Below are 19,258 nucleotides of genomic sequence, written 5' to 3'. Positions count from 1 at the left end.
TCAGCCCTCTGATGCTTCACCCCATCACCGTGAGCAGGCTGAAGAACGGCTCAGCCAGCGCCAGGTCACCCGCAAGGTGCACGTGCGCTTCAGCAGCAGTCCGGGGCAGGCTTTTGGTGAAGAGCCGCCAGGCGACCTGACCAGCTAAGGTAATGCGGGCGGCCGGCTCCGTAGCCTCGGTTTCCTGCAGTTGCCAGGCGCCTGCCGTACAGCGCAGCTGCCAGTACCCACCCCCATCCCCCGTAATATGCAGGCTGACGATAGTGCCTTCGGAAGCGGCTACGTGGCGGTAGTGCCAAGGCCAGGCGCGCAGGCAGGTTTGCAGAAACGGGTGGTAAAGCTCCGTCGTCAGCAGGACCTGCTCCTCGCCCACTGCTTGCCGGATCTGCTGCTGGTGGTGCCATTTTTCGGTGTAGTCGCGGGCCACGTGAAACCAGTTGCGCGACTCCTGCTCCCCGGCCCAGGCCACCGAAAACACCGCCGGCGCCTGCGGATCGAGCGAAGCCAGCAGCCTGCAATACTCTGACCCCGACACCTCCAGCAGCCACGTAAGCACGGCCGGGCTGAGGCGCTGGCCAGCCTGCACCCAGCCGTGGTTCAGCTCATTCAGGAACTGCACAATGCCCGCGTAGTCCGTGGAGGCCGGCGCCTGCCCGAAGTAGCCGTCTCGCAGCATAGACAGAGTGCGCAGGTTGCCATCGAGTAGGTGCAGGGCCACGTCACGTACCCGCCACTTGGGCGCTACGGTAGGCAGCTCCCATTGCTCGGGGCGCAGGCCGCGCAGCAGAGTCAGCAGGTGCTCATCCAGCACCGGAAAGAGGTGAACGGTCTGAATAGGCTCCATGGGCAATCTGGTTTTTGTTGTTAGTTATCCGTTCGTTCTACTAACGGACAACTCTTTTACTGCGGCCCGGGCCCCGGGCTTAGCTGGAACTGCAGGTACTTGATGGGAATGCCCTCATTGCGGTAGCGCCGCTCGTAGTGCGTCTGGATGTCCTCGGCGTGGGGGAGCAGCTCGGGCGTGGCGTACAAATCCTTGGTATGAGCCAGCACAGTAGCGCCAGGCCGCGCCAGCACAGTTTCCAGGGAGTAGTCGAACAGCGCTTCACTATCCGTTTTGAGGTGCACGAGGCCCCCGGGGCGCAGTACTTGCTGGTACAGATCCAGAAAACGCGGGGCCGTGAGCCGGCGCTTGGCGTCGCCCAGGCGGGGGCGCGGGTCGGGAAACGTAATCCAGATTTCGCTTAGCTCGCCGGGCGCAAAGTGCTCCAGCAGCGTGAGGGCCTGGGTGCGCAGGAAACCCACGTTGGTGAGTTGCTGCTCCCGGGCTCGGGTGCTGCCCCGCCAGATTCTTTCGCCCTTGATATCGAGGCCCAGAAAATTGCGCCCGGGGTAGCGGGCAGCCAGCCCCACGGTGTACTCGCCCTTGCCGCAGCCCATTTCCAGCGTGATAGGCTGGGCCGTCGGAAAAAAGGCCTCATTCCAGCGCCCGACCAGTTGCTGGTACGTATCCTTGCCCGGCTCCACAATCTCGGGCCGGCCGGCGTTTTCGGCAAAACGAACAAGTTTAATTCGACTCACTGCTGCAATGTGCTAATGTGATGAAAATGTGCTCCGCTGCGCTAATGTGGAAAATGGGCTGCAATGGCAGAGTGCAAGTGGAGTCAACGAGAAAATTTACAGCTCAGGAATTTCGGCGACGACGAAGGTACTGCCACCAATGAAGATGACATCATCGGCATGCGCGGCGGCGCGGGCAGCCTGCACGGCTTCGGGCACGGTGCCGAAGGTACTGCCGTGCAGCCCGGCAGCCGTGGCTTGCGCGGCCAGCTCCGGGGCCGGCAAAGCGCGCGGAATACTGGCCTGGCAGAAATAGTAGGTGGCCTCGGCGGGTAGTTGGGCCAGCATATGGGGCACGTCCTTGTCGTTAACGGTGCCCAGCACCAGGTGCAGCTCCCGGCGCGGCACGCGGGCCAGCTGGGCCATGACTAAACCCAGGCCCGCCTCGTTGTGGCCCGTGTCGCAGATAATGAGCGGACGGCGGCCCAGAATAGTCCAGCGCCCTTGCAGGCCCGTCAGCTGGCGCACCTCGCGCAGGCCGGTTTGCAGCGCCTCGTCGGAAATAGCAAAGCCCTGGCGGCGCAGTTCCTCCACCGTAGCCAGCACCCCGGGCAGATTTAGGCGCTGGTAGTCGCCCACTAAACCCAGGGTGTACTCGGCGCTGCCCCCAGCGGGATACCGCACAACGCGCACCTGCTGTTCTTCCTCGTCGAAGGTCGGCTCGCGCACCAGCTCTACCGCGTATTCATCGGCAGCAAAGACCAGGGAGGCGCCTTCCGCGGCAGCTTTGCGTCGGAATACGTGGGCCACTTCCGGCTGATGCTGGCTGATGATTGCGGGCACGCCGGGCTTGATGATGCCGGCTTTTTCGGCCGCAATTTCGGGCAGGGTGTTGCCCAGCAGCGCCATGTGGTCGAAGCTGATGTTGGTAATGAGCGAAACCAGCGGGGTAATGATATTGGTGGAATCCAGCCGACCGCCCAGGCCTACTTCAATGATGGCAATGTCTACCTGCTGCTCGGCGAAATACTGGAAGGCCAGGGCCACGGTCATTTCAAAGAAGGAAGGCTTCAGCTCTTCAAATAGCGGCCGCCAGCGCGCCACCCACTCTACCAGGTAGTCGGCCGGTAGTTCCTGGCCGTTCAGCTTCACGCGCTCCGTAAACTCGCGTAGGTGGGGCGAGGTGTACAAACCCACCCGGTAGCCCGCCGCCTGCAGTACCGCCGCCAGCCAGTGCGAGGAGCTGCCTTTGCCGTTGGTGCCCGCTACGTGCACGCTCCGAAACTGCCGTTCGGGGTTGCCCATGGCCTGCATCAGTGCCTCAATGTTGGCCAGGCTCTTGGTGTGGGCCGCCGCCCCTACCCGCTGAAACATGGGTAGCTGGGTGTAGAGGTAAGCCAGGGTTTCTTCGTAATTCATGCGCAAAGAAAAAGCCGCCGGCCGGAATTTCCCGCCGACGGCTCTGTAAATATCAACTACCGCTGTTATCGAACCGTGATGCGGAAGGTGTAGAACCCCGTGGCGCCACCGGCCACCGCCGTCGTGCGACGGAAGGCCGATTTGTACAAGGCGTCGCTGCAGACCTTTTCCTGAGCCGGCGACACGTTGCCGGATACTTTCGTTACGGCCTCTACTTCACCGTCGGCGTTGATTTTGATTTTAAAGCGCACATAGCCGGAGTTGTTGTCGATGGCTGGCGCGGTGGGGCGGTCTTCGAAAGCCCAACCAGCCATTTCCAGGCCATTGCCGCCCCCGCTGCCACCGCCACTGCCGGGCGTGCCGTACAGGGCCTTGGCATCGAGGGAGCCGTTGGGGTCACCCTGGTCGCCTACGGCGCCGGGCCGGTCACCGTTGTTGTTGCCGGTGGGCCGGTTACTGGTGCCGTTTTCACCGTTGCCCCCGCCGTTCTGGCTGCCACGGGGCGTAAACACGGCGCGTTGGTCTACCTTAGGCTTAGGCACTTCGCGCACAGGTTCCTCGCGGGGCGGGGCGGGCTTCTCCGTGGGCGGCACCGTGACAGGGCTTTCCTCGGCTTCGCTGGTTACCACTTTAGCTTCCTCAGCGGGCTGCGGGTCGGGCTGCGACTGTTGCTGGGCCGGCTGCGGATCCGGGTCAGGCTGGGAAGCCGGCGGGCGCGAGTCTTCGCGGTTGGGCGACTCATTGGCCGTGGCCGTGCTTTGCACGTCGCCGGAGCCGGCCTCGTCGATGCCGTAGTTGAGCTCCACGCCGCCCCCGCCCAGCTCCAGGAGCGGCGGATCGGGGCCTTTGAACACGGTAAACCAGAACAGTAACCCCAGCAGCACGTGAAACACCACCGTGCCAATCAGCGCCTCGCGCCTATGTTCCTCGCGGTATTCCATGGGTTGATTTTACGTTGCTTGTTACGGGTTGTTCAATTTGGTTGTCAGGCTGAGTGGAGGCGAAGCCTTTCTACTGCTTCGTTAAGCTTACTACACTAGCAAGATGCTTCGACAAGCTCAGCATGACGTCCTGTAGAAGTGTGCCGCGCTAACAAAATCATGCCACTACGCAACCAGCTACTTCTGCTGGGCCTGGGTGGCCATGACCATCTTTATTTTCAGCCGGTTCCCGATTTCGAGGATATCTACCAACTTCTGTACGTTCAGGGAAGCATCTACGCGCAGCACGGCGGTGGGCTGCTCCAGGCCGGCCACGCGCTGGGCCAGCGCCGTTTCCAGGGTGGCGGCCGTTACGGGCGTGCGGTCCAGGAAGTACTGGCCCTGGCCATCTACCGAAATCGTAATGGGCTGCTTTACGGCCTGCTTGCCCGAGCGGGCATTGGGCAGCATCAGCTTGATAACGTTCGGGTTCACCATGGTCGACACAATCAGGAAGAACAGCATCAGGAAGAACATGATGTCGTTCATCGAGCTGGTCTCGACGTGGGAAGAAACTTTACGGCGCCGGCTTAAGTCCATTGCTTATGAAATGTGAGTAATGTGGTGGAATGTGAAAATGTGAGAAATGATGTGCTACTAAAATGCCTAAGCACATTTACCACATTTTCACATTCCACCACATTCGCTAATTGTCCTGCAGAATGTCCATGAACTCGATGGCCGAGTTCTCCATGCGGAACACCATACGCTCGACCATGATGCTAAGCCAGTGGTACCCAATGTGGGCCACGATACCGACGATGAGGCCGGCCGCCGAGGTCACCATCTTGGTGTACAGACCACCCGAAATCTGGGCAATGCCGAAGTCGCCGGTGGAGCTGATGGCGTAGAAGATCTTGATAACCCCTACAATGGTACCCACGAAGCCCAACATGGGCGCAATGCCGGCCACGATGCCCAGTACGTTGATGTTCTTCTCAAGGCGGGCAATTTCAATCTTGCCCACGTTTTCCACGCTGGTTTCGATGTCCTTGAGCGGCTGCCCAATGCGGCGGATGCCTTTATCAATCATGCGGGCCAGCGGGGAGGCGTTCTGGGCGCAGAGCATCTTGGCGCCCTGCAGGTCGCCCTTCACCATCAGGTTGCGGATTCCGGGCATAAACGAGTCGGGCACGGCGCCGGCCTTGCGGATGGTGAGGTACCGCTCGAAGATGATGTAGATCGAAACGAACAGCAGCAGAAACAGCGGCACCATAATCCAGCCACCGGCCAGAATCAGGTCAATCAGCGAAAGGCCGGTGCCGGCAGCAGCGTCGGCGGTAGGAACGGTGGTGGCGGCAGCAGCCGTAGTGTCGGGGGCGGCGGCAGTAACCTGCAGCAGAAATGGCGTCATGCTAATAATTAATGACTTCGGTTTGCACGCCAAACTGCTTTCTTACGGCAGCCTCGTGGCGCTTAGCCGAGGCCTGGTCAGCGAAATCGGCGGCGGAAAGGCGGTAGAATCGGGTACCCTTAATGAAGCGGTTGCCCCGGCGCGGCAGAAGCAGTTGGGTAACCTTGCCTTTGCTGGCGTAGGCTTTCTGCAGCTTCCGGGCCGATGCCTCGTTGTTAACGGCAACTACCGCCACGTACCAACGATTGGTAATACCGGAAATTGTAGCACTGGCTTTTGCCGGTTCTACAGCCTTCTTGGCTACTGACACCGCTTTAGGCGCGGGCGTTGCAGCTACCTTCTTTTCGGGAGTGGCTACGGGCACCGGGGCCGGCACTTCCGCAGCAGCTACCGCCGGCGCCGGCTTCACAGCTTCCGGCTCGCTCCAGCCCGGTTGGGCCAAGGCAGCCTGCTGCCGCTCAATAACGGGCGCAGCGGGAGCAGCAGAAGTTTCGGTTGCGCTGGCTACCTGTTCCGTGGCACCGCGCAGGTTTTCGGGCAGGTAGCCCATGCGCAGCGCGAACAGGTAGTTAGCCGACAGCACCAGGCCGCCAATCAGAGCCACGGCCACGCCGGTGAGCACGCGGCGGCCCAGGCGGCTGCGCGAGGCGCGCAAAACGGGTTCCGGCAACTCCGTACCTCGCTCCCGGGCCTGCATGGCGTCGGTAGCCCGCACGGGGCGCGAAAGCAGCTCGGGCAACCCAAACGAAGCCGTGAGCAGGTTGTGGGTGCCGGTATACTCAAAGTCGAGGCCGCGGCCGGCGGCTTGGCGGAAGATGCCAATACCGGGCAGTTCCGTGCGCTGAGCAGCTGTTAGCTCACTTTGCATCCGCACTACCGCCTCGCGCACCAGCTGCCGGGCCTGAGCGGCCGGAATGTTGAGCGTCCGACTAAGGGCGTCTACCAGCAGGCCGTCGTTGCGCGTCAGCGCCTGGTTGAAGGCCACGCGCTTGGCCGGCGGGGCCAGCGTGTGGCGTACCGGGTGAATATGCGCCGGCGAGTAGTCGGCAATCAGCCCCCCAAACTCGGGGATGATAACACAGTCATGGTCGCGCAACAAGGCGCTGATATGGTCGGAAAGCTGCAAGGTCGGGCCGGGTTTTGTCGGAGGTGGATGCGGAGCTAGAACTGGTAGGTAACGCCGGCCAGCACATTCACGCCCTTCACCGGGTAGAGAAGAAAACGCTCGTATTTGCGGCCTAGCAGGTTGTTACCCATAGCAAAGATGGACAGATTATCCGAGAAACGATAATCAGCCCGCAGGTTCAGGTCCACTACGCTGTCGGTGGGGCGCACGGTTTGCACGTAGGTGCCGGAGGGCGTGGGGGGCACGCTATTGTCGGGCACAAAGCGGGTTACGGCCCCGTAGCTCGATGACAAGGTGTAGAGCTCGGCGCCTACCAGCAGCTTGTCCATAAAGTTGTAGGAGCCGAAGAAGGTGCCCTGGAAAGTAGGCCGGTGGAAGGCCTCGGCCAGGGTTTTGGTTTTATAGGCGTTGTAGTCGGCCTTGAAGCCCAGGCGGAACCGCTCGGCGGCGTTGTAGAGCGCCTCCCCGTGCACGTTCAGGAACTGCGTGGTTTTGCGGTCATACACCAGGTCGAAGCGGGTAGAGTCGCGCCGGCTGTTGTTGTAGAAGTACAGGTTCTGGTCGTTGGCCAGCGTCACCTTGGCGTTCAGCTCCAGGGCCCGCGCTGGGGTGGCCGAGAAGCCAAAGAACACCGTGGGCCCGCGGTGGGTATCGGCCACGCGCTGCTGCGGCCCGAGCCAGGGGTTTTCGGTGGTCAGATCGTACATGGTCACGCGCTGCAGGCCGCCACCGAGGCCCCCGTACACCACAAACCGGTCTTCGGCCACGGTGTAGCCCAGGCGCACGGCCGGGTACACGTTGAACTGCTTGGCCGTGCCGATGGTGTCACCGGTGTAGCCAAGCGTGGCGCCAATGGACACGTCGAGGCGGTCGAAGTCCACTTCCAGAGCGGGCGTCACCTGCACAAACGGCCGGCTCACGCTCACCGAATCCTTGTGCGAGATAAAGGAACCCTCGCCGTTGATGGCCACGCGGGTTTTCTCCGTGAGGTAGTATTTCGACTGCAAGCCCAGCTGGAAGTCACTTTCCCGGGCTTCGAAGTTGTCTTTCCAGTAGCGGAAGCCCGCGCTCAGGTCGTACTGAAACTGGGCGTCGGCGGCGCGGTTGCGCAGGTACACCTTGGCAGCGGCGCGGTTGAATACCTGCTTGAGCGTGTCGGCGTCGGGGCGCGGCTCCCGCGGGGTGTAGCCGTAGAAGTTGTACCGCTCCCGGCCCAGGTCGAGGCGGGCGCCCAGGGTGAGCGGGCCGCTGAAGGTTTCGCCGTGCAACCCCAGGCTGCTTTGAGCCACCCCGGAGTTTTTGCCATCCACGGGGCCTTTGGCCGAGGAAATGTGGCTGAGGTTGACGCCGTAGGAAGCCGCGTTGTCGCGGGTGTTGTGCAGGTACGCCTTGCCGTAGAGGGTGCCGTAGTTGCCCAGGCCCGCCTTCACGTAGTTGCCCAGCAGCGGGGCCAGCTCTTCCTGCTTAATGGTGAGCACCCGCACCGAGGGGTTCAGGTTATCGGAGGGCAGGCGGAAGTCAGGGAAGGAGTACTGCAGCGGCTTGGCCGTTTTGGTGGGGGGCGCAATCTGAACCTTCTCGTAGTTGCGCGTGGCCTCGGGTAGCTGGTTCACGCGCTCCTTCACAATCTCAATTTCGGCGTCTTCAATCTTGCCGCGGGTACGCTGGGCCTGGGCCAGCTGCGGGGCGGCGCTGGCCGCCAGTAGCACCAGGGCCGCGGCGGTATGGGAGGAACGAAGCGTCATACTAGCAGAAAAGGGCTTTATTCAGCTGATGCTTTACACAAACTGAATTTATAGCCTGTTAATCAGAAGGTTATTTTCGTATTGGATTTTACAGCTCGATCTTATTGCTCGCCCTCAGCAGGTGCTTCCGCCGGCGTTTCAGCGGGCGTAGCGGTGCTGTCGGCAGGAGCCGCCTGCAGAGAAGCGCGCGGCACCGTGCGGCCTTTGGGAGCGGTCTTGGCGGGTGCTTTGCCGGTAGCTGGCTTGGTGGTGCCGGCTTTGGTGGACGCTGGCTTAGCCGGCGCCGGCGTGCCGCTGTCGAGGCCTGCGAGGCGCTGCTTGGCGCCTTCCACCACTTCGGGCACCGGGAATTTATTGTCGATGATGGAGTTCAGCGTGGCCTTGGCCTGGAAGGTTTCCCCCTGGGCCGTGTAGATGTCGGCAATGAGCAGGAAGGCCCGGCCCAGCCACAGCTCGTAGCTGCTGAAGCTGGAGTTGCTCTTGTAAGCTGCGTCCAGCGCCGCCTCGTACTTCTGCTGCTTGAAGAGCACTTCGGCCAGCAGGTACTGGGCCTCCGCCCCCGATTCGTCGGTGGCGGCTGCCGCAGCGGCTGTTAGCTCCGGTACGGCTTGGTCGAGGGACCCGGCGCGGTAGCTGGCTTTGCCCAGATAGAGCAGGGCTTGGTTTGCAGCGCTAAGCGAAGTGCTGCCCAGCCCTTTCACTTCCTCGGCCACGCGCCGGGTAGCGGGGTAGTCGCCACTTTCGTAGTAGCTTTTCATCAGCCCCACGCCCGCCGTGGCAATTTCGCGGCGGTTCTGGGAGGTGCTTTGCAGGCGGCCGTAATACTTGATGGCCTCGGCGTAGTTCTTGTTTTCGAACTCCAGGTCGGCCACCCGGCCCACGGCCCGGTTCACAAACTCCGACTTGCCCTCGGCCACCACGGCCTTCATGCGCGTGAGGGCTTCGGCTTTCTTGCCGGTTTTCAGGTAGGCATCGGCCAGCAGGTAGCGCCCATCCACAGCCAGGGCGTTGTTGGGATACTGCTTGAGGTAGGCTTCGAGGCGCGGAATGGCCTGTTCGTATTTCTCGGCCGAGTACAGCGACTTGGCCGCCTCAAACTCCACGCTTTCCACGGCTGCGTCGTTGGGGTTCTGCTGCTTGAAGCGGGCTAGGTAGGCATCGAACTCATCCGTCTGCCCCAGGGCCGTGAGCGACTGTTGCAGGGAGTAGATGGAGGAACTGGCAGCCTTGCTGCGCGGGTATTGGTCGAGCACGCGCTTGAAGTCGGCGGCAGCTTTGTCGTGCTGGCCCAGGTTGGCGTAGGCCACCCCGCGCTTTTGCAGGGTGGTGGGCACCAGCGGGGAGTTGGGCCGGTTGTCGAGCAGGCGGGTGAAGCCGGCTACGGCCGCTTCGTAGTTGCCGCCTTCAAACTCCAGCTGGGCCTGTTGGTACACGGCATCATCGGCGTAGCGCGAGGAAGGGGCGGTTTTCAGCAGGGTAGCCAGGGTGCTGGCGGCCTCGTCGCGGCGGCCCAGGAGGCCCAGCACCACGCTCTTCTGGTAGTAGGCGTAGTCCTTGTCGGCGGCGTTGGCCTCAATCACGCGGTTGTAGCCTTCCAACGCGGTCTGGTAGCTTTTGGCCACGTAGTTGATGTCGGCCAGGCGCAGGGTTACGTCGTAGTAGTTGGGGTCCTTGGCGGCCTGAGCATCTTTCAGGTAAGCCTGAAACTGGGGTCGGGCCTTCTCATACTGCTGGGTGTTGTAGTAGGCGTAGCCCAGCCCGTAGCGGGCCTGCTGGTCGAAGTTGGTTTGGGCGGCAGGGCCACTAGCGGCGGTGCGCAGAGCGGCCGTGTAGCTCGTAATAGCCGGCTGGTACTGCTGCCCCTGGCTGTACAGGTCCCCACGCAGCACCTCGGCCGCGGCCTGCAGGGCGTCGTCCTGCGGATATTTCAGGCTTTTCTCCACCACCGGCAGGGCCTCGTTGAAGCGGCTGGCGTTGTAGAGCGTGGCGGCCTGGTAGTAGGCCACGCGCTGGTAGGTGGCGTTGAGCTTGGCACTGCGGTTTTCGAGACCTTCGAGGTAGCTCAGGGCCTGGGCGTAGTCGGCCGAGTTCAGGAAACTCTCGCTCAGGATGTCGTCCACCACGGCCGCGTTCTTGGAACGAGGGTACTTGCGGTCGAAGTCGCGCAGGGCGGCAATAACCTCCTGGGTGTTGCCCTGCTCGTAGTTGATCTGGGCGTACTTGACGGTGGCGTTTTCGGTGATATTCTTATCAAACGTGAGCTTGCGGGCCGCGTCGAAGGCATTCAGGGCCAGCTGCTTCTGCTGGGTCTGCAGGTAGCTCAAACCCAGGTGGTAGGCTGCGTTCTGGCCCAGAGAGTCGCGGCGGGCGGCCACGCCCTTCAGGCTCCCGATGGCGCCTTTGTAGTCGCCCATCTTGTAGTTGGCGTAGCCCACCTTGTACTGCACCGAGGGGTCGATTTTCTTGCGGCCATTGGCGTACTTATCGAAATACTCGGTGGCCTGCTTGTAGTCCTGCTTCTGGTAGAAGGCGTCGCCCACCAGCAGCTGTATCTCGTCGGCCGACTGCGGGGGCGGCGACTGGGCCAAGGCCTTGGTGCCGTAGCTGATGAGGCCGTCCAGGTCGCCCTCCTTGTAGTAGATCTGCGTCATCACGGCCGGCACCACGGGGCGGTAGGCGTCGTTCTGCTCGGCCACGGCCAGGTCTTTGCGGGCCCCGGCAAAGTCGCCGCTCAGGTAAGCCAGGTAGCCGGCGTAGTAGGAGCTGGCGTAGCGGTACTGGTGCTGGCCCTGCTTGTTGCGGTCGAACTGCAGGCGGGCCTTGTCGAAATCCTTCTGGGCAAAGTAGCTGTAGCCCAACTTAAACTCCGACTCGGCGCGCTGCTCGGCCGAGAGGTTGTCGGGAGCCACGCGCTGCAGGTACTCAATGGCCTTGGGGTAGCTTTTCTTGTCGAAGTAGAACTTGCCCAGCTCGAAAAACGCCACGGCGGCCTTGGGGTGGGCCGGGTTGCGGGCCGCGAAGGCCAGGACGCGTCCTTCGGCGTCGGGGTGCTGCAGGTACAATCCCGAGACGGCGTAGTAGTACTCGGCGTCGGTGGTGCGGTCCTGCCCGTCGCCGGTGCGGCGCTGGGTTAGCTCCAGATACTGCTGAAATGCCTGCTGGGCCGCCCCGTACTTGGCGCGGTCGAAGAGCTCCAGGCCTTCCTGAAAATACCGTTCATCGTTGGCAAACACCTGCGTCTGCTGGGCCTGGGCGGCGAGGGGAGCCGTGGCGCCCAGGGCCGCAGCCAGGGCAATCCGGGGAAATAACTTCATTGCTCGGCGTTACGGGAAACAGCCCCACTTGGGAGGCGGATACGGCCAAAAGTAGTTAAAAATGCCGTTGGGTTGCGGCAGAATCAAGCTTTTGGATGCTAGTAACGTCAAATGAGGGGACTTGGTGTAGAAGTTAGAAGCATTGGCTCCTTTGGGGTTCATCTTTTTCTATCCGTCTGCCACGCTTTAGCAGTTTCCTCGTTGGCTGGACTTAAGCCTTCTGCCCACTCAAGTATCCTGTTGCTGATTTTTCCGGCGCTTGAAAAATCCAGCTATTCCGAATGCGTAGAGCTTTCCTTCTGACTTCAGCTAAAACAGCTTTCCTCTGGCAACCTTTGCCGCCCCGGGTGCCTCCTTGGGCTGTTCTCTCCCCTATTCTTCCTGATGTTTCTTCGCTTACCGCTGGTGCTGGCCGGGCTGCTGCTTGCTTTGCACACGAGTGCCCAAACCACCCTGCTGCGCGGCGCCGTGCTCGACGGGCAAACCAACGCCCCGGTGCCGTTTGCGTCCGTGGGCGTGCCCCGGCAGGCGCTGGGCACCGTGGCCGATGCCGAAGGGCGCTTCCAGTTTCGCGTGCCCGATTCGGTGGCGGCCCGGGCGCCGCGGGTGCTGGTGTCGTGCGTGGGGTACCAAACGGCCGACCTGCCACTCACTGACTTGCAGGCGGCCGCGCCGGTAGTGCGGCTGGCGCCCCTGGCCCGGCAGCTGGCGGCTGTAACGGTGCGGGCCGGCAAGCAGCGCGTGCAGACGTTCGGGCGCACGGCCGGTTCTACCTTTATGACGTCCCGCCTCTACACCGAGCCCGGCCTGGTGAGCGACGAGCTGGCCAAAGAGCAGGGTACCCTGGTGCCCCTGGCTTCGGACTGCCACCTGCGCGACTTCAACATGCTGGTGGCTTTCAACCGGTTCAGGAGCGTCACGTTTCGCCTGAATCTGTACTCGGTGAAAAACAGCCTGCCCGATGAGCCCCTGCTTTCCCAGGACGTGCGCTTTACCGTGCAGCAGCCGCGCGGCTGGGTGAAAGTTGATTTGCAGCCCTACCAGCTCTACCTGCGGGGCCACCGCCAGGTGGCCGTGACGGTGCAGTGGCTGCACAGCGAAGCGGCCGAGGGCCAGGCCAAGGCGTTTGGCATTGCCGCCGTGCCCCAGCCCGGGCACAGCATCCTCACCCGCGATAAAAGCCAGGCCCAGTGGCAGCAGACCAAGCCCGGCTACCTCAGCCTCTACCTCACCGCCGACGTGTACCGCCCCGCCAAAACCGCCCAGCCCGCCGCGGCCGACTACGCGCTGCCCGACTCCCTGCGCTACCTGCAGCAGCTGCAGGGCCCCGCGCTGACCGAGCTGGATAATCCCGAGCACTACGGCAACAACGCCGCTGCTGGTCATACAGTAGCAGTTTCGGGCGGACTGCTTTACTACGAGCGGTACGGCCGTGGCACCCCGCTCCTGCTACTACACGGCAACGGCCAGTCCATAGCAGCATTCCAAAAGCAGATAAGCGCGCTGGCCCGGCACTTTGAGGTTATTGCCGTTGATACCCGCGCCCACGGCCGCAGCGTAGATTACACCACCACGCCTCTCACCTACGACCTGTTTGCCGAAGACGTGCGCCAACTGCTCGATTCCCTCCGCCTGCCCCGGGTGGACGTGCTGGGTTGGAGCGACGGGGGCAACACCGCCCTGAAGCTGGCCTTGGCGCACCCCACCCGCGTCCGGCGCCTGGCCATTATGGGCGCCAACCTGTTTCCCACCCCCGAGGCCATTGCCCCCGATTTCCTGGCCCTGCTCCGCCGCCAGTTGCGCGAAGCCGAGCAGCGCCCCGAAGCCAGTCAGCCCCACCGGGCGCGGCTAATCCGGCTGCTGCTGCAGGAGCCGCAGCTTGCCTTTTGGGATATGGCCACCGTGCAAGCGCCGGTGCTCGTCATGGCCGGAGAGAAAGACGTAATACTGGAAAAGCACACCCGCGCCCTGGCCCGCAGCCTGCCCCAGGGCCAACTGCGCATTTTCCCGGGCGCTACGCACTACGCGCCCCAGGAAGTGCCCGGGTTGTTTAACGAGGCCGTGCTGATGTTTCTGCGCCAACCCTGAAACTTAACGGCATTAGCTGGCCCGTTCCAGCGTCACTTCGTCCCGGGTGAAGTCGAAGCGCTGGCGCTCCACCTGCCCGCGGCACACGACGGCCCGGGGCAAGGCCAGCTTGCCTTTGGCTTGGGCTTCCAGCTGGGCCTCACCGGTAGCTTCGAGCACGGCTACAGTTTCGCCATTCAGCTGCAGCGCCCACGGCCCCGGCACCACTGGCCCGTCCGGGTACCCCACAATAAATACTTCCTGGGGGCTGATCTGAATGATGTCGAGGACGCGCATGGGGCTGGGATTTACAATCAAAAAGCAGAACGTCATGCTGAGCGAAGTCGAAGCATCTCGCCAGTGCGGTAAACCCAACGAAGTGGTAGAGATGCTTCGACTTCGCTCAGCATGACACTATAACCGCTAAACCTCCCCAGCCTTAATCCGCGAGTCGAACCGGAACTCTTCCCGGGCCACAATCTGGATGCGTTTGAAGTCGGGGTGGCGGCTGTGCAGCACGTAGTTGAACTCCTGGGGCACGATGGACGAGGGCACGCGCAGCACGGCCGAGGAGCGGCGGCGGTACCAGGCGTCGCCGAGGGGCTGGCATAGGGCGTAGCGGCTGGCCCGCTCCCATTCTGGCGGCAGCTCGGCCAGCGGTATTTCTTCGATCAGCAAGTCATCCGGCACCTCAATGACGAGCACGCGGAACTGGTCGTTGAGGCCTTCGCCGCTGCGGTGTACCACGTTTTCGAGGCAGGCCAGGGCCCGGCTGGCGGCGGTGTAGATAACGAACTGGTCCTTGAAATTCCAGCGCGCCCGGTACCCCGAGGCAAACAGGTCGTCGGCGTACTTGGCTAGGCAGATGCGGTAAACCAGCATGGGCTACGACAGGTCGCCGTAGGCTATGCGGGCCAGCTCCTCGCTCACCAGGTCGATGCCGCCGCTGGTTTCCAGCAGCTTCAGGGGCACCTCGCCGTCGAGGCCGTGGGCGGGCTTGTCGAGCCAGCGCAGAAACGCGGCCGCTTCGCCAAACACTTCCACGCCCAGGTTGTAGAGGCTAATGATCTTGAGGGTTTTCTCACTGCTGGCGGGGCTCAGGGGCTTTTTCTCCTGGGAGTAGGTGCGCAGCGTCTTGGTCGACAGCTCGTAGATGGCCTCCAGCTCGTTGGCCTGCAGCTGAAAGGCCTCACCCACTTCGAAGGCCGTGGCGGCGGGCACGCCCTTGCGGGCCTCCATCACCAGGGCAAAGGCGTCCTGCCCGGCCCGGCCCCAGGCCGCCCATTTCTTGCGCAACGCCGCGGGCATGGTAGCCGCGAGCTTGGGTTGGTGTGCAATAGCAGTCATAAAGCAGATTCTGATTTGGCAGGACGAACTTAAGGAAATTTTTCTAACTAACGAGGAAATTTTTCCAAAGTTTGACAACAACTTCTTCCTGGTGACGCAACGCCTTAGCCACCCCTGCCAGCGCAAGTGATTCGCCCCTTTAAGCAAAAAAACAATTTTACCTCATTAAAAATAATTAATACTATTTTTTATGATAGCAAAGCTATTATCATCGGAAGTATTAATAAGTTTGCAACGTTAATCAGAACCCAAACCTCCTGTATGTATGCAGCCTAAAGTACCCATTACCGTGGCTACCGGCGACGGAATCGGCCCCGAAATCATGACCCAGACCCTGCGGGTGCTGGAAGCTGCGGGTGCCGCCCTGGAACCTGAATTCATTGAGGTGGGCGAGCAGGTGTACCGCTCGGGCTACAGCTCCGGCATTCATCCGGCGGCCTGGGAGTCGTTGCGCCGCACCCGGGTGCTGCTCAAGGCACCCATCACCACCCCCCTGGGTGGGGGCTACAAAAGCCTGAACGTGACGCTGCGCAAAACGCTGGGGTTATACGCCAACGTGCGGCCCACCCGCAGCCTGTTTCCGGCCGTAGCCACGCGCCACCCCAAGCTCGACGTAGTCATCATCCGCGAAAACGAGGAAGACCTGTACGCCGGTATCGAGCACCAGCAGACGCCCGACGTGGTGCAGTGCCTGAAGCTGGTGAGCCGGCCGGGCTGCGAGAAAATTGTGCGCTACGCCTTTGCGTACTGCCGCCAGCACGGGCGCCGCAAGCTCACGTGCATGACCAAGGACAACATCATGAAGCTCACCGATGGGCTGTTTCACCGGGTGTTTCAGGAAGTTGGCCAAGAGTACCCCGACATTGAACAGGAGCACCAGATCATCGACATTGGCACGGCCCGCCTGGCCGATACGCCCGAGCGCTACGACGTGGTGGTGACCCTGAACCTGTACGGCGATATTATTTCCGACGTGGTGGCCCAGATAGCCGGCTCGGTGGGCCTGGCTGGCTCGGCCAACATCGGCGACCAGGGCGCCTTGTTTGAAGCCATTCACGGCTCGGCCCCGGACATTGCGGGCCAGAACGTAGCCAACCCCTCGGGCCTGCTGCAGGCCGCCGTGCTCATGCTGGTGCACCTGGGCCAGACGGAGGCCGCCGCCCGGGTGCACAACGCTTGGCTGTGCGCCCTGGAAGACGGCTGCCACACGGCCGATATCTACCACCCCGAAACCAGCCGCGCCCGGCTGAGTACCTCCGAGTTTGCGGATGCCGTGATTGAGCGCCTGGGCCGGGAGCCCCGGCAGCTGCGGCCTTTCCAGGCGGCTACCAGCCCTACGGAGCAGGCCCCGGTCCCGGCCGCACCGGCGCCTCGCCTCCCCGTGGTGCAGCAACTGGTGGGCGTGGATATCTTTCTGCGCTGGGACGGCAAGCAGCCCGAGGAGCTGGGCCGTAAGCTGGAAGCCATTACCGGCCGCCGGATGCAGCTGAAGATGATTACCAACCGCGGCGTGAAGGTATACCCCGATGGCTACCCCGAAACCTTTTGCACCGACCACTGGCGCTGCCGCTTTGTGGCCGCCGATGCCCTGGTAAGTCAGCCCCAGCCGGAGTTTACGCCCGTTCCCTTCCTGGATGTGCTGTTCCTGCTGCACCGGCTGGTTGATTTCGGCTTCTACCTCATCAAGACCGAGCACTTGTACCTGCTGGATGGAAAACGGGCGTTTTCCCTTGGCCAAGGTGAATAACCGGGCTCAAAAAAGCAGGAGTACTATCTTTGAGCACAGTAATACGTTCACGAAAAATCGTTTCTCCCGCCACGTATTCCTGCCGAGCTTATTCCGCACGCCATGCTTCGCATCGACCTCAACGAAAATTTTTACCTGCGCGACCCGCAGGACACCGACCTGGGCCGCCGCCTGGTGGCCGAAAGCGTCCGGCTGATTGACGAAATCGGGTTTGAGCAGTTTACGTTTAAAAAGCTGGCCCAGCGCATCGAGTCCACGGAGGCCTCCTTGTACCGCTACTTTGAAAACAAGCACAAACTGTTGGTGTACCTGGTAAGCTGGCACTGGGCCTGGCTGCGCTACCAGATTCGGTTTCATACCCACAACGTGGCCGACGCCCGCCAGCGCCTGCGCCTGATCCTGGGCATTCTCACCCAGGCCCACCAGGACGACCCCACTACCTCCCAGCTCGACGAAGCCGCCCTCTACCGCATTGTGGTGAGCGAAGCCTCCAAAGCCTACCTCACCAAAGAGGTGGATGAGGACAACAAAGCCGGGCTGTTTCAGGAGTACAAGCGGCTGGCGGCGGGCATCAGCGAGGTAGTGCGCGAGATTAACCCGGTCTACGCCTACCCCCACGCCCTGGTCAGCACCCTGCTCGAATCGGCCCGCAAGCAGCACTTCTTCGCCCAGCACCTGCCCTCCCTTACCGACGCGGCCCCCCCGGCGGCGGAAAACAAATCCATCCACGACTTTCTTACACGCTTGGCTTTTGCCGCCCTGGGCTAAAGGCCAGCCGCTAGCCCTCTACGCAAAAGACAAGCGGCCCCACTAAAAAACGCGGGCCGCACATTACCCACTTTCAAACGGTTTACTTCCATGGCGGATTCGCACGCCTCTTCGCTTACCCCCGGCCAGCGCCTGTGGCGCCTGCTTGCCTCGGAGCGGCGCGACATTGCCTACCTCTACGTATACGCGGCCCTGACCGGGCTCATCAGCCTGTCGCTGCCCCTGGGCGTGCAGTCGGTAATTGGCTTTGTGAGCAGCGGGGCCGTCAGTACTTCGCTGGTGGTGCTTATTGCCTTTATTGTGCTGGGCACCCTCCTGGTAGGCGGCCTGCAGGTGATGCAGGTGTACCTGGTAGAGTTTATTCAGCAGCGCCTGTTTGCCCGCCTGAGCCTGGACTTTGCCCTGCGCCTGCCGCGCGTGCGCAGTGAGGCCCTCAACGGCCAGTACCTGCCCGAGCTGATGAACCGCCTGCTGGACGTGCCCACCCTGCAAAAAGGGCTGGCCACCATCCTGGTGGAGTTTTCGGCCGCCGCCCTGCAAATTCTCTTTGGCCTGCTGCTGCTGTCGTTCTACCACCCCGTCTTCATTGCTTTCGGGGTGCTGCTGGTAGCCCTGCTGGCGCTGATGATCCGGGTAACCGGCCCCCAGGGGCTGAGCACCAGCCTGCTCGAATCCAAGTATAAATACCGCGTGGTGGCTTGGCTGGAAGATGTAGCCCGCACGGTGCAGACGTTCCGCCACCCGCCCCGGCAGGAGCTGCCCCTGGAACGCACCGATGCCCTCGTGGAGGGGTATCTGGGGGCCCGCCAGAGCCACTTCCGGATTCTGCTGGTGCAGTACTGGGGCTTCGTCACCTTCAAAACGCTCATCACGGCTGCCCTGCTCATCATTGGCTGCTGGCTGCTGATCAACCGCCAGTTGAACATCGGCCAGTTTGTGGCGGCCGAAATCATCATCATTCTCACCATTTCGGCGGTGGAAAAGGTGTTGCTAAAGCTCGACGTTGTCTACGATGCGCTGACTTCCCTGGACAAAATCGGCCACGTGCTGGACTTACCCTTGGTGACGGCCGGGGGCACCACTACCCTGCCGCTGCCGGCCGGCCGTAGCGGGCTGCGCGCCGAGTTGCGCCAGCTTAGCTACACCTACCCCGGTGGCTCACGCGCCCCCCTCGATCAGCTCACCCTCAGCATCGGGGCCGGGGAGCACCTGGGACTGGCGGGCTACGATGGCTCGGGCAAAACCACCCTGCTGCGTATTCTGGCCGGACTCCTGACGGGCTACACCGGTGTGGTGGCCTACGATGGCATTGCCCTGCAGGATGTGGAGCCCACCTCCCTGGGTGAGCATGTGGGCGACAACATTGCCCACCAGCATCTTTTCGACGGTACCGTGCTCGACAATCTTACCCTGGGCCAAGCCAGCGTTGGGGCCGAGGACGTGGCCTGGGCCCTGGAGCTGGTGGGGCTGCGCGACGAGCTTTACGCCCGGCCGCTGGGCCTGAATACGCCCCTGGGTATCGGTACTCCCCTGGCAGAAAGCACCCGGCAGAAGCTGCTGCTGGCCCGAGCCCTGGTGCGCCGCCCCCGCCTGCTCCTGCTCGACACCTTCCTGCCCGGCGTGGAGCCCGCCGAGCGGCTGCGCATCCTGCGCCGGGTACTGGCCCCCGACCAGGGCTGGACGGTGGTGGTAGCCTCCAACGACCGGCGGGTGCTGGCCTTGTGCCCGCGGTTGGCCGTGCTCCGGGCCGGACGCCTGGTAACCGATGGGTCTTTTGCCGAAGTATCCCAACAACCCGGTATGCAGGACCTGCTGGCGTAGATTTTCCTTG

The 19,258-nt window shown here is 62.5% G+C and carries 16 protein-coding genes; 4 read left to right on the top strand and 12 right to left on the bottom strand.

Annotated elements, in window-relative coordinates; translation table 11 throughout:
• Positions 1–16: 16 nt before the first annotated feature.
• From FY528_RS12820 to FY528_RS12780, 9 genes are all read right to left on the bottom strand, one after another.
• The gene (locus FY528_RS12820; RefSeq protein ID WP_149071419.1) at positions 17–844 is read right to left on the bottom strand and encodes a maleylpyruvate isomerase N-terminal domain-containing protein; all 828 of its coding nucleotides are present in this window, start codon (positions 842–844) and stop codon (positions 17–19) included.
• Between the two features lie 56 nt (positions 845–900).
• Positions 901–1,581 carry a tRNA (guanosine(46)-N7)-methyltransferase TrmB gene (gene trmB / locus FY528_RS12815; protein ID WP_149071418.1) on the bottom strand — a complete coding sequence of 227 codons (681 nt, stop codon included), beginning with the start codon at positions 1,579–1,581 and terminating at the stop codon, positions 901–903.
• Positions 1,582–1,677: 96 nt separating this feature from the next.
• Positions 1,678–2,979 (bottom strand): bifunctional folylpolyglutamate synthase/dihydrofolate synthase, encoded by a 1,302-nt coding sequence (locus FY528_RS12810; RefSeq protein WP_149071417.1) that lies wholly within the window; start codon positions 2,977–2,979, stop codon positions 1,678–1,680.
• Positions 2,980–3,044: 65 nt separating this feature from the next.
• Positions 3,045–3,920 carry a hypothetical protein gene (locus FY528_RS12805; protein WP_149071416.1) on the bottom strand — a complete coding sequence of 292 codons (876 nt, stop codon included), beginning with the start codon at positions 3,918–3,920 and terminating at the stop codon, positions 3,045–3,047.
• 177 nt (positions 3,921–4,097) lie between these two features.
• Entirely contained in the window at positions 4,098–4,499 is a 402-nt protein-coding gene (locus tag FY528_RS12800; protein WP_149071415.1) for an ExbD/TolR family protein, read from the bottom strand.
• A gap of 106 nt (positions 4,500–4,605) precedes the next feature.
• Positions 4,606–5,313, bottom strand: a complete 708-nt coding sequence (locus FY528_RS12795; RefSeq protein WP_149071414.1) for a MotA/TolQ/ExbB proton channel family protein — start codon at positions 5,311–5,313, stop codon at positions 4,606–4,608.
• Between the two features lies 1 nt (position 5,314).
• The gene (locus FY528_RS12790) at positions 5,315–6,439 is read right to left on the bottom strand and encodes an HU domain-containing protein (RefSeq protein ID WP_149071413.1); all 1,125 of its coding nucleotides are present in this window, start codon (positions 6,437–6,439) and stop codon (positions 5,315–5,317) included.
• A 35-nt stretch (positions 6,440–6,474) separates the two neighbouring features.
• Complete coding sequence (locus tag FY528_RS12785; protein WP_149071412.1) at positions 6,475–8,184, bottom strand: TonB-dependent receptor; 1,710 nt, start codon at positions 8,182–8,184, stop codon at positions 6,475–6,477.
• Positions 8,185–8,285: 101 nt separating this feature from the next.
• Complete coding sequence (locus FY528_RS12780) at positions 8,286–11,498, bottom strand: tetratricopeptide repeat protein (protein ID WP_149071411.1); 3,213 nt, start codon at positions 11,496–11,498, stop codon at positions 8,286–8,288.
• 384 nt (positions 11,499–11,882) lie between these two features.
• Here FY528_RS12780 and FY528_RS12775 point away from each other — a divergent pair, with 384 nt between their 5' ends.
• Positions 11,883–13,586 carry an alpha/beta fold hydrolase gene (locus FY528_RS12775; protein ID WP_149071410.1) on the top strand — a complete coding sequence of 568 codons (1,704 nt, stop codon included), beginning with the start codon at positions 11,883–11,885 and terminating at the stop codon, positions 13,584–13,586.
• Between the two features lie 12 nt (positions 13,587–13,598).
• On the opposite strand, the gene FY528_RS12770 is transcribed toward FY528_RS12775, so the two are convergent.
• The 3 genes from FY528_RS12770 to FY528_RS12760 all read right to left on the bottom strand — a co-directional run bounded on the left by FY528_RS12770 (position 13,599) and on the right by FY528_RS12760 (position 14,912).
• Positions 13,599–13,898: a hypothetical protein gene (locus tag FY528_RS12770; RefSeq protein ID WP_149071409.1), complete on the bottom strand. Its 300-nt coding sequence runs from the start codon at positions 13,896–13,898 to the stop codon at positions 13,599–13,601.
• A 90-nt stretch (positions 13,899–13,988) separates the two neighbouring features.
• Entirely contained in the window at positions 13,989–14,447 is a 459-nt protein-coding gene (locus tag FY528_RS12765; RefSeq protein ID WP_149071408.1) for an RES family NAD+ phosphorylase, read from the bottom strand.
• 3 nt (positions 14,448–14,450) lie between these two features.
• The gene (locus FY528_RS12760) at positions 14,451–14,912 is read right to left on the bottom strand and encodes an Xre family toxin-antitoxin system antitoxin (RefSeq protein ID WP_262383991.1); all 462 of its coding nucleotides are present in this window, start codon (positions 14,910–14,912) and stop codon (positions 14,451–14,453) included.
• Between the two features lie 265 nt (positions 14,913–15,177).
• Here FY528_RS12760 and FY528_RS12755 point away from each other — a divergent pair, with 265 nt between their 5' ends.
• From FY528_RS12755 to FY528_RS12745, 3 genes are all read left to right on the top strand, one after another.
• Positions 15,178–16,659, top strand: coding sequence for an NADP-dependent isocitrate dehydrogenase (locus FY528_RS12755; RefSeq protein ID WP_149071407.1), 1,482 nt, complete (start codon positions 15,178–15,180; stop codon positions 16,657–16,659).
• 102 nt (positions 16,660–16,761) lie between these two features.
• Positions 16,762–17,427, top strand: a complete 666-nt coding sequence (locus FY528_RS12750) for a TetR/AcrR family transcriptional regulator (RefSeq protein WP_149071406.1) — start codon at positions 16,762–16,764, stop codon at positions 17,425–17,427.
• Between the two features lie 90 nt (positions 17,428–17,517).
• The gene (locus FY528_RS12745) at positions 17,518–19,248 is read left to right on the top strand and encodes a peptidase domain-containing ABC transporter (protein ID WP_149071405.1); all 1,731 of its coding nucleotides are present in this window, start codon (positions 17,518–17,520) and stop codon (positions 19,246–19,248) included.
• Positions 19,249–19,258 lie beyond the last annotated feature (10 nt).

The sequence above is a fragment of the Hymenobacter lutimineralis genome (assembly GCF_008271285.1).
GTDB classification, from domain to species: Bacteria; Bacteroidota; Bacteroidia; order Cytophagales; family Hymenobacteraceae; genus Hymenobacter; species Hymenobacter lutimineralis.
This window is presented reverse-complemented; position numbering and strand designations above follow the sequence as displayed.

What these genes read in the sequence shown, in the direction of transcription:
- FY528_RS12820 (WP_149071419.1), bottom strand. Translation starts at nt 844, where the DNA reads ATGGAGCCTATTCAGACCGTTCACCTCTTTCCGGTGCTGGATGAGCAC.
- FY528_RS12810 (WP_149071417.1), bottom strand. Translation starts at nt 2,979, where the DNA reads ATGAATTACGAAGAAACCCTGGCTTACCTCTACACCCAGCTACCCATG.
- FY528_RS12805 (WP_149071416.1), bottom strand. Translation starts at nt 3,920, where the DNA reads ATGGAATACCGCGAGGAACATAGGCGCGAGGCGCTGATTGGCACGGTG.
- FY528_RS12800 (WP_149071415.1), bottom strand. Translation starts at nt 4,499, where the DNA reads ATGGACTTAAGCCGGCGCCGTAAAGTTTCTTCCCACGTCGAGACCAGC.
- FY528_RS12795 (WP_149071414.1), bottom strand. Translation starts at nt 5,313, where the DNA reads ATGACGCCATTTCTGCTGCAGGTTACTGCCGCCGCCCCCGACACTACG.
- FY528_RS12785 (WP_149071412.1), bottom strand. Translation starts at nt 8,184, where the DNA reads ATGACGCTTCGTTCCTCCCATACCGCCGCGGCCCTGGTGCTACTGGCG.
- FY528_RS12780 (WP_149071411.1), bottom strand. Translation starts at nt 11,498, where the DNA reads ATGAAGTTATTTCCCCGGATTGCCCTGGCTGCGGCCCTGGGCGCCACG.
- FY528_RS12775 (WP_149071410.1), top strand. Translation starts at nt 11,883, where the DNA reads ATGTTTCTTCGCTTACCGCTGGTGCTGGCCGGGCTGCTGCTTGCTTTG.
- FY528_RS12770 (WP_149071409.1), bottom strand. Translation starts at nt 13,898, where the DNA reads ATGACGTTCTGCTTTTTGATTGTAAATCCCAGCCCCATGCGCGTCCTC.
- FY528_RS12765 (WP_149071408.1), bottom strand. Translation starts at nt 14,447, where the DNA reads ATGCTGGTTTACCGCATCTGCCTAGCCAAGTACGCCGACGACCTGTTT.
- FY528_RS12760 (WP_262383991.1), bottom strand. Translation starts at nt 14,912, where the DNA reads ATGACTGCTATTGCACACCAACCCAAGCTCGCGGCTACCATGCCCGCG.
- FY528_RS12755 (WP_149071407.1), top strand. Translation starts at nt 15,178, where the DNA reads ATGCAGCCTAAAGTACCCATTACCGTGGCTACCGGCGACGGAATCGGC.
- FY528_RS12750 (WP_149071406.1), top strand. Translation starts at nt 16,762, where the DNA reads ATGCTTCGCATCGACCTCAACGAAAATTTTTACCTGCGCGACCCGCAG.
- FY528_RS12745 (WP_149071405.1), top strand. Translation starts at nt 17,518, where the DNA reads ATGGCGGATTCGCACGCCTCTTCGCTTACCCCCGGCCAGCGCCTGTGG.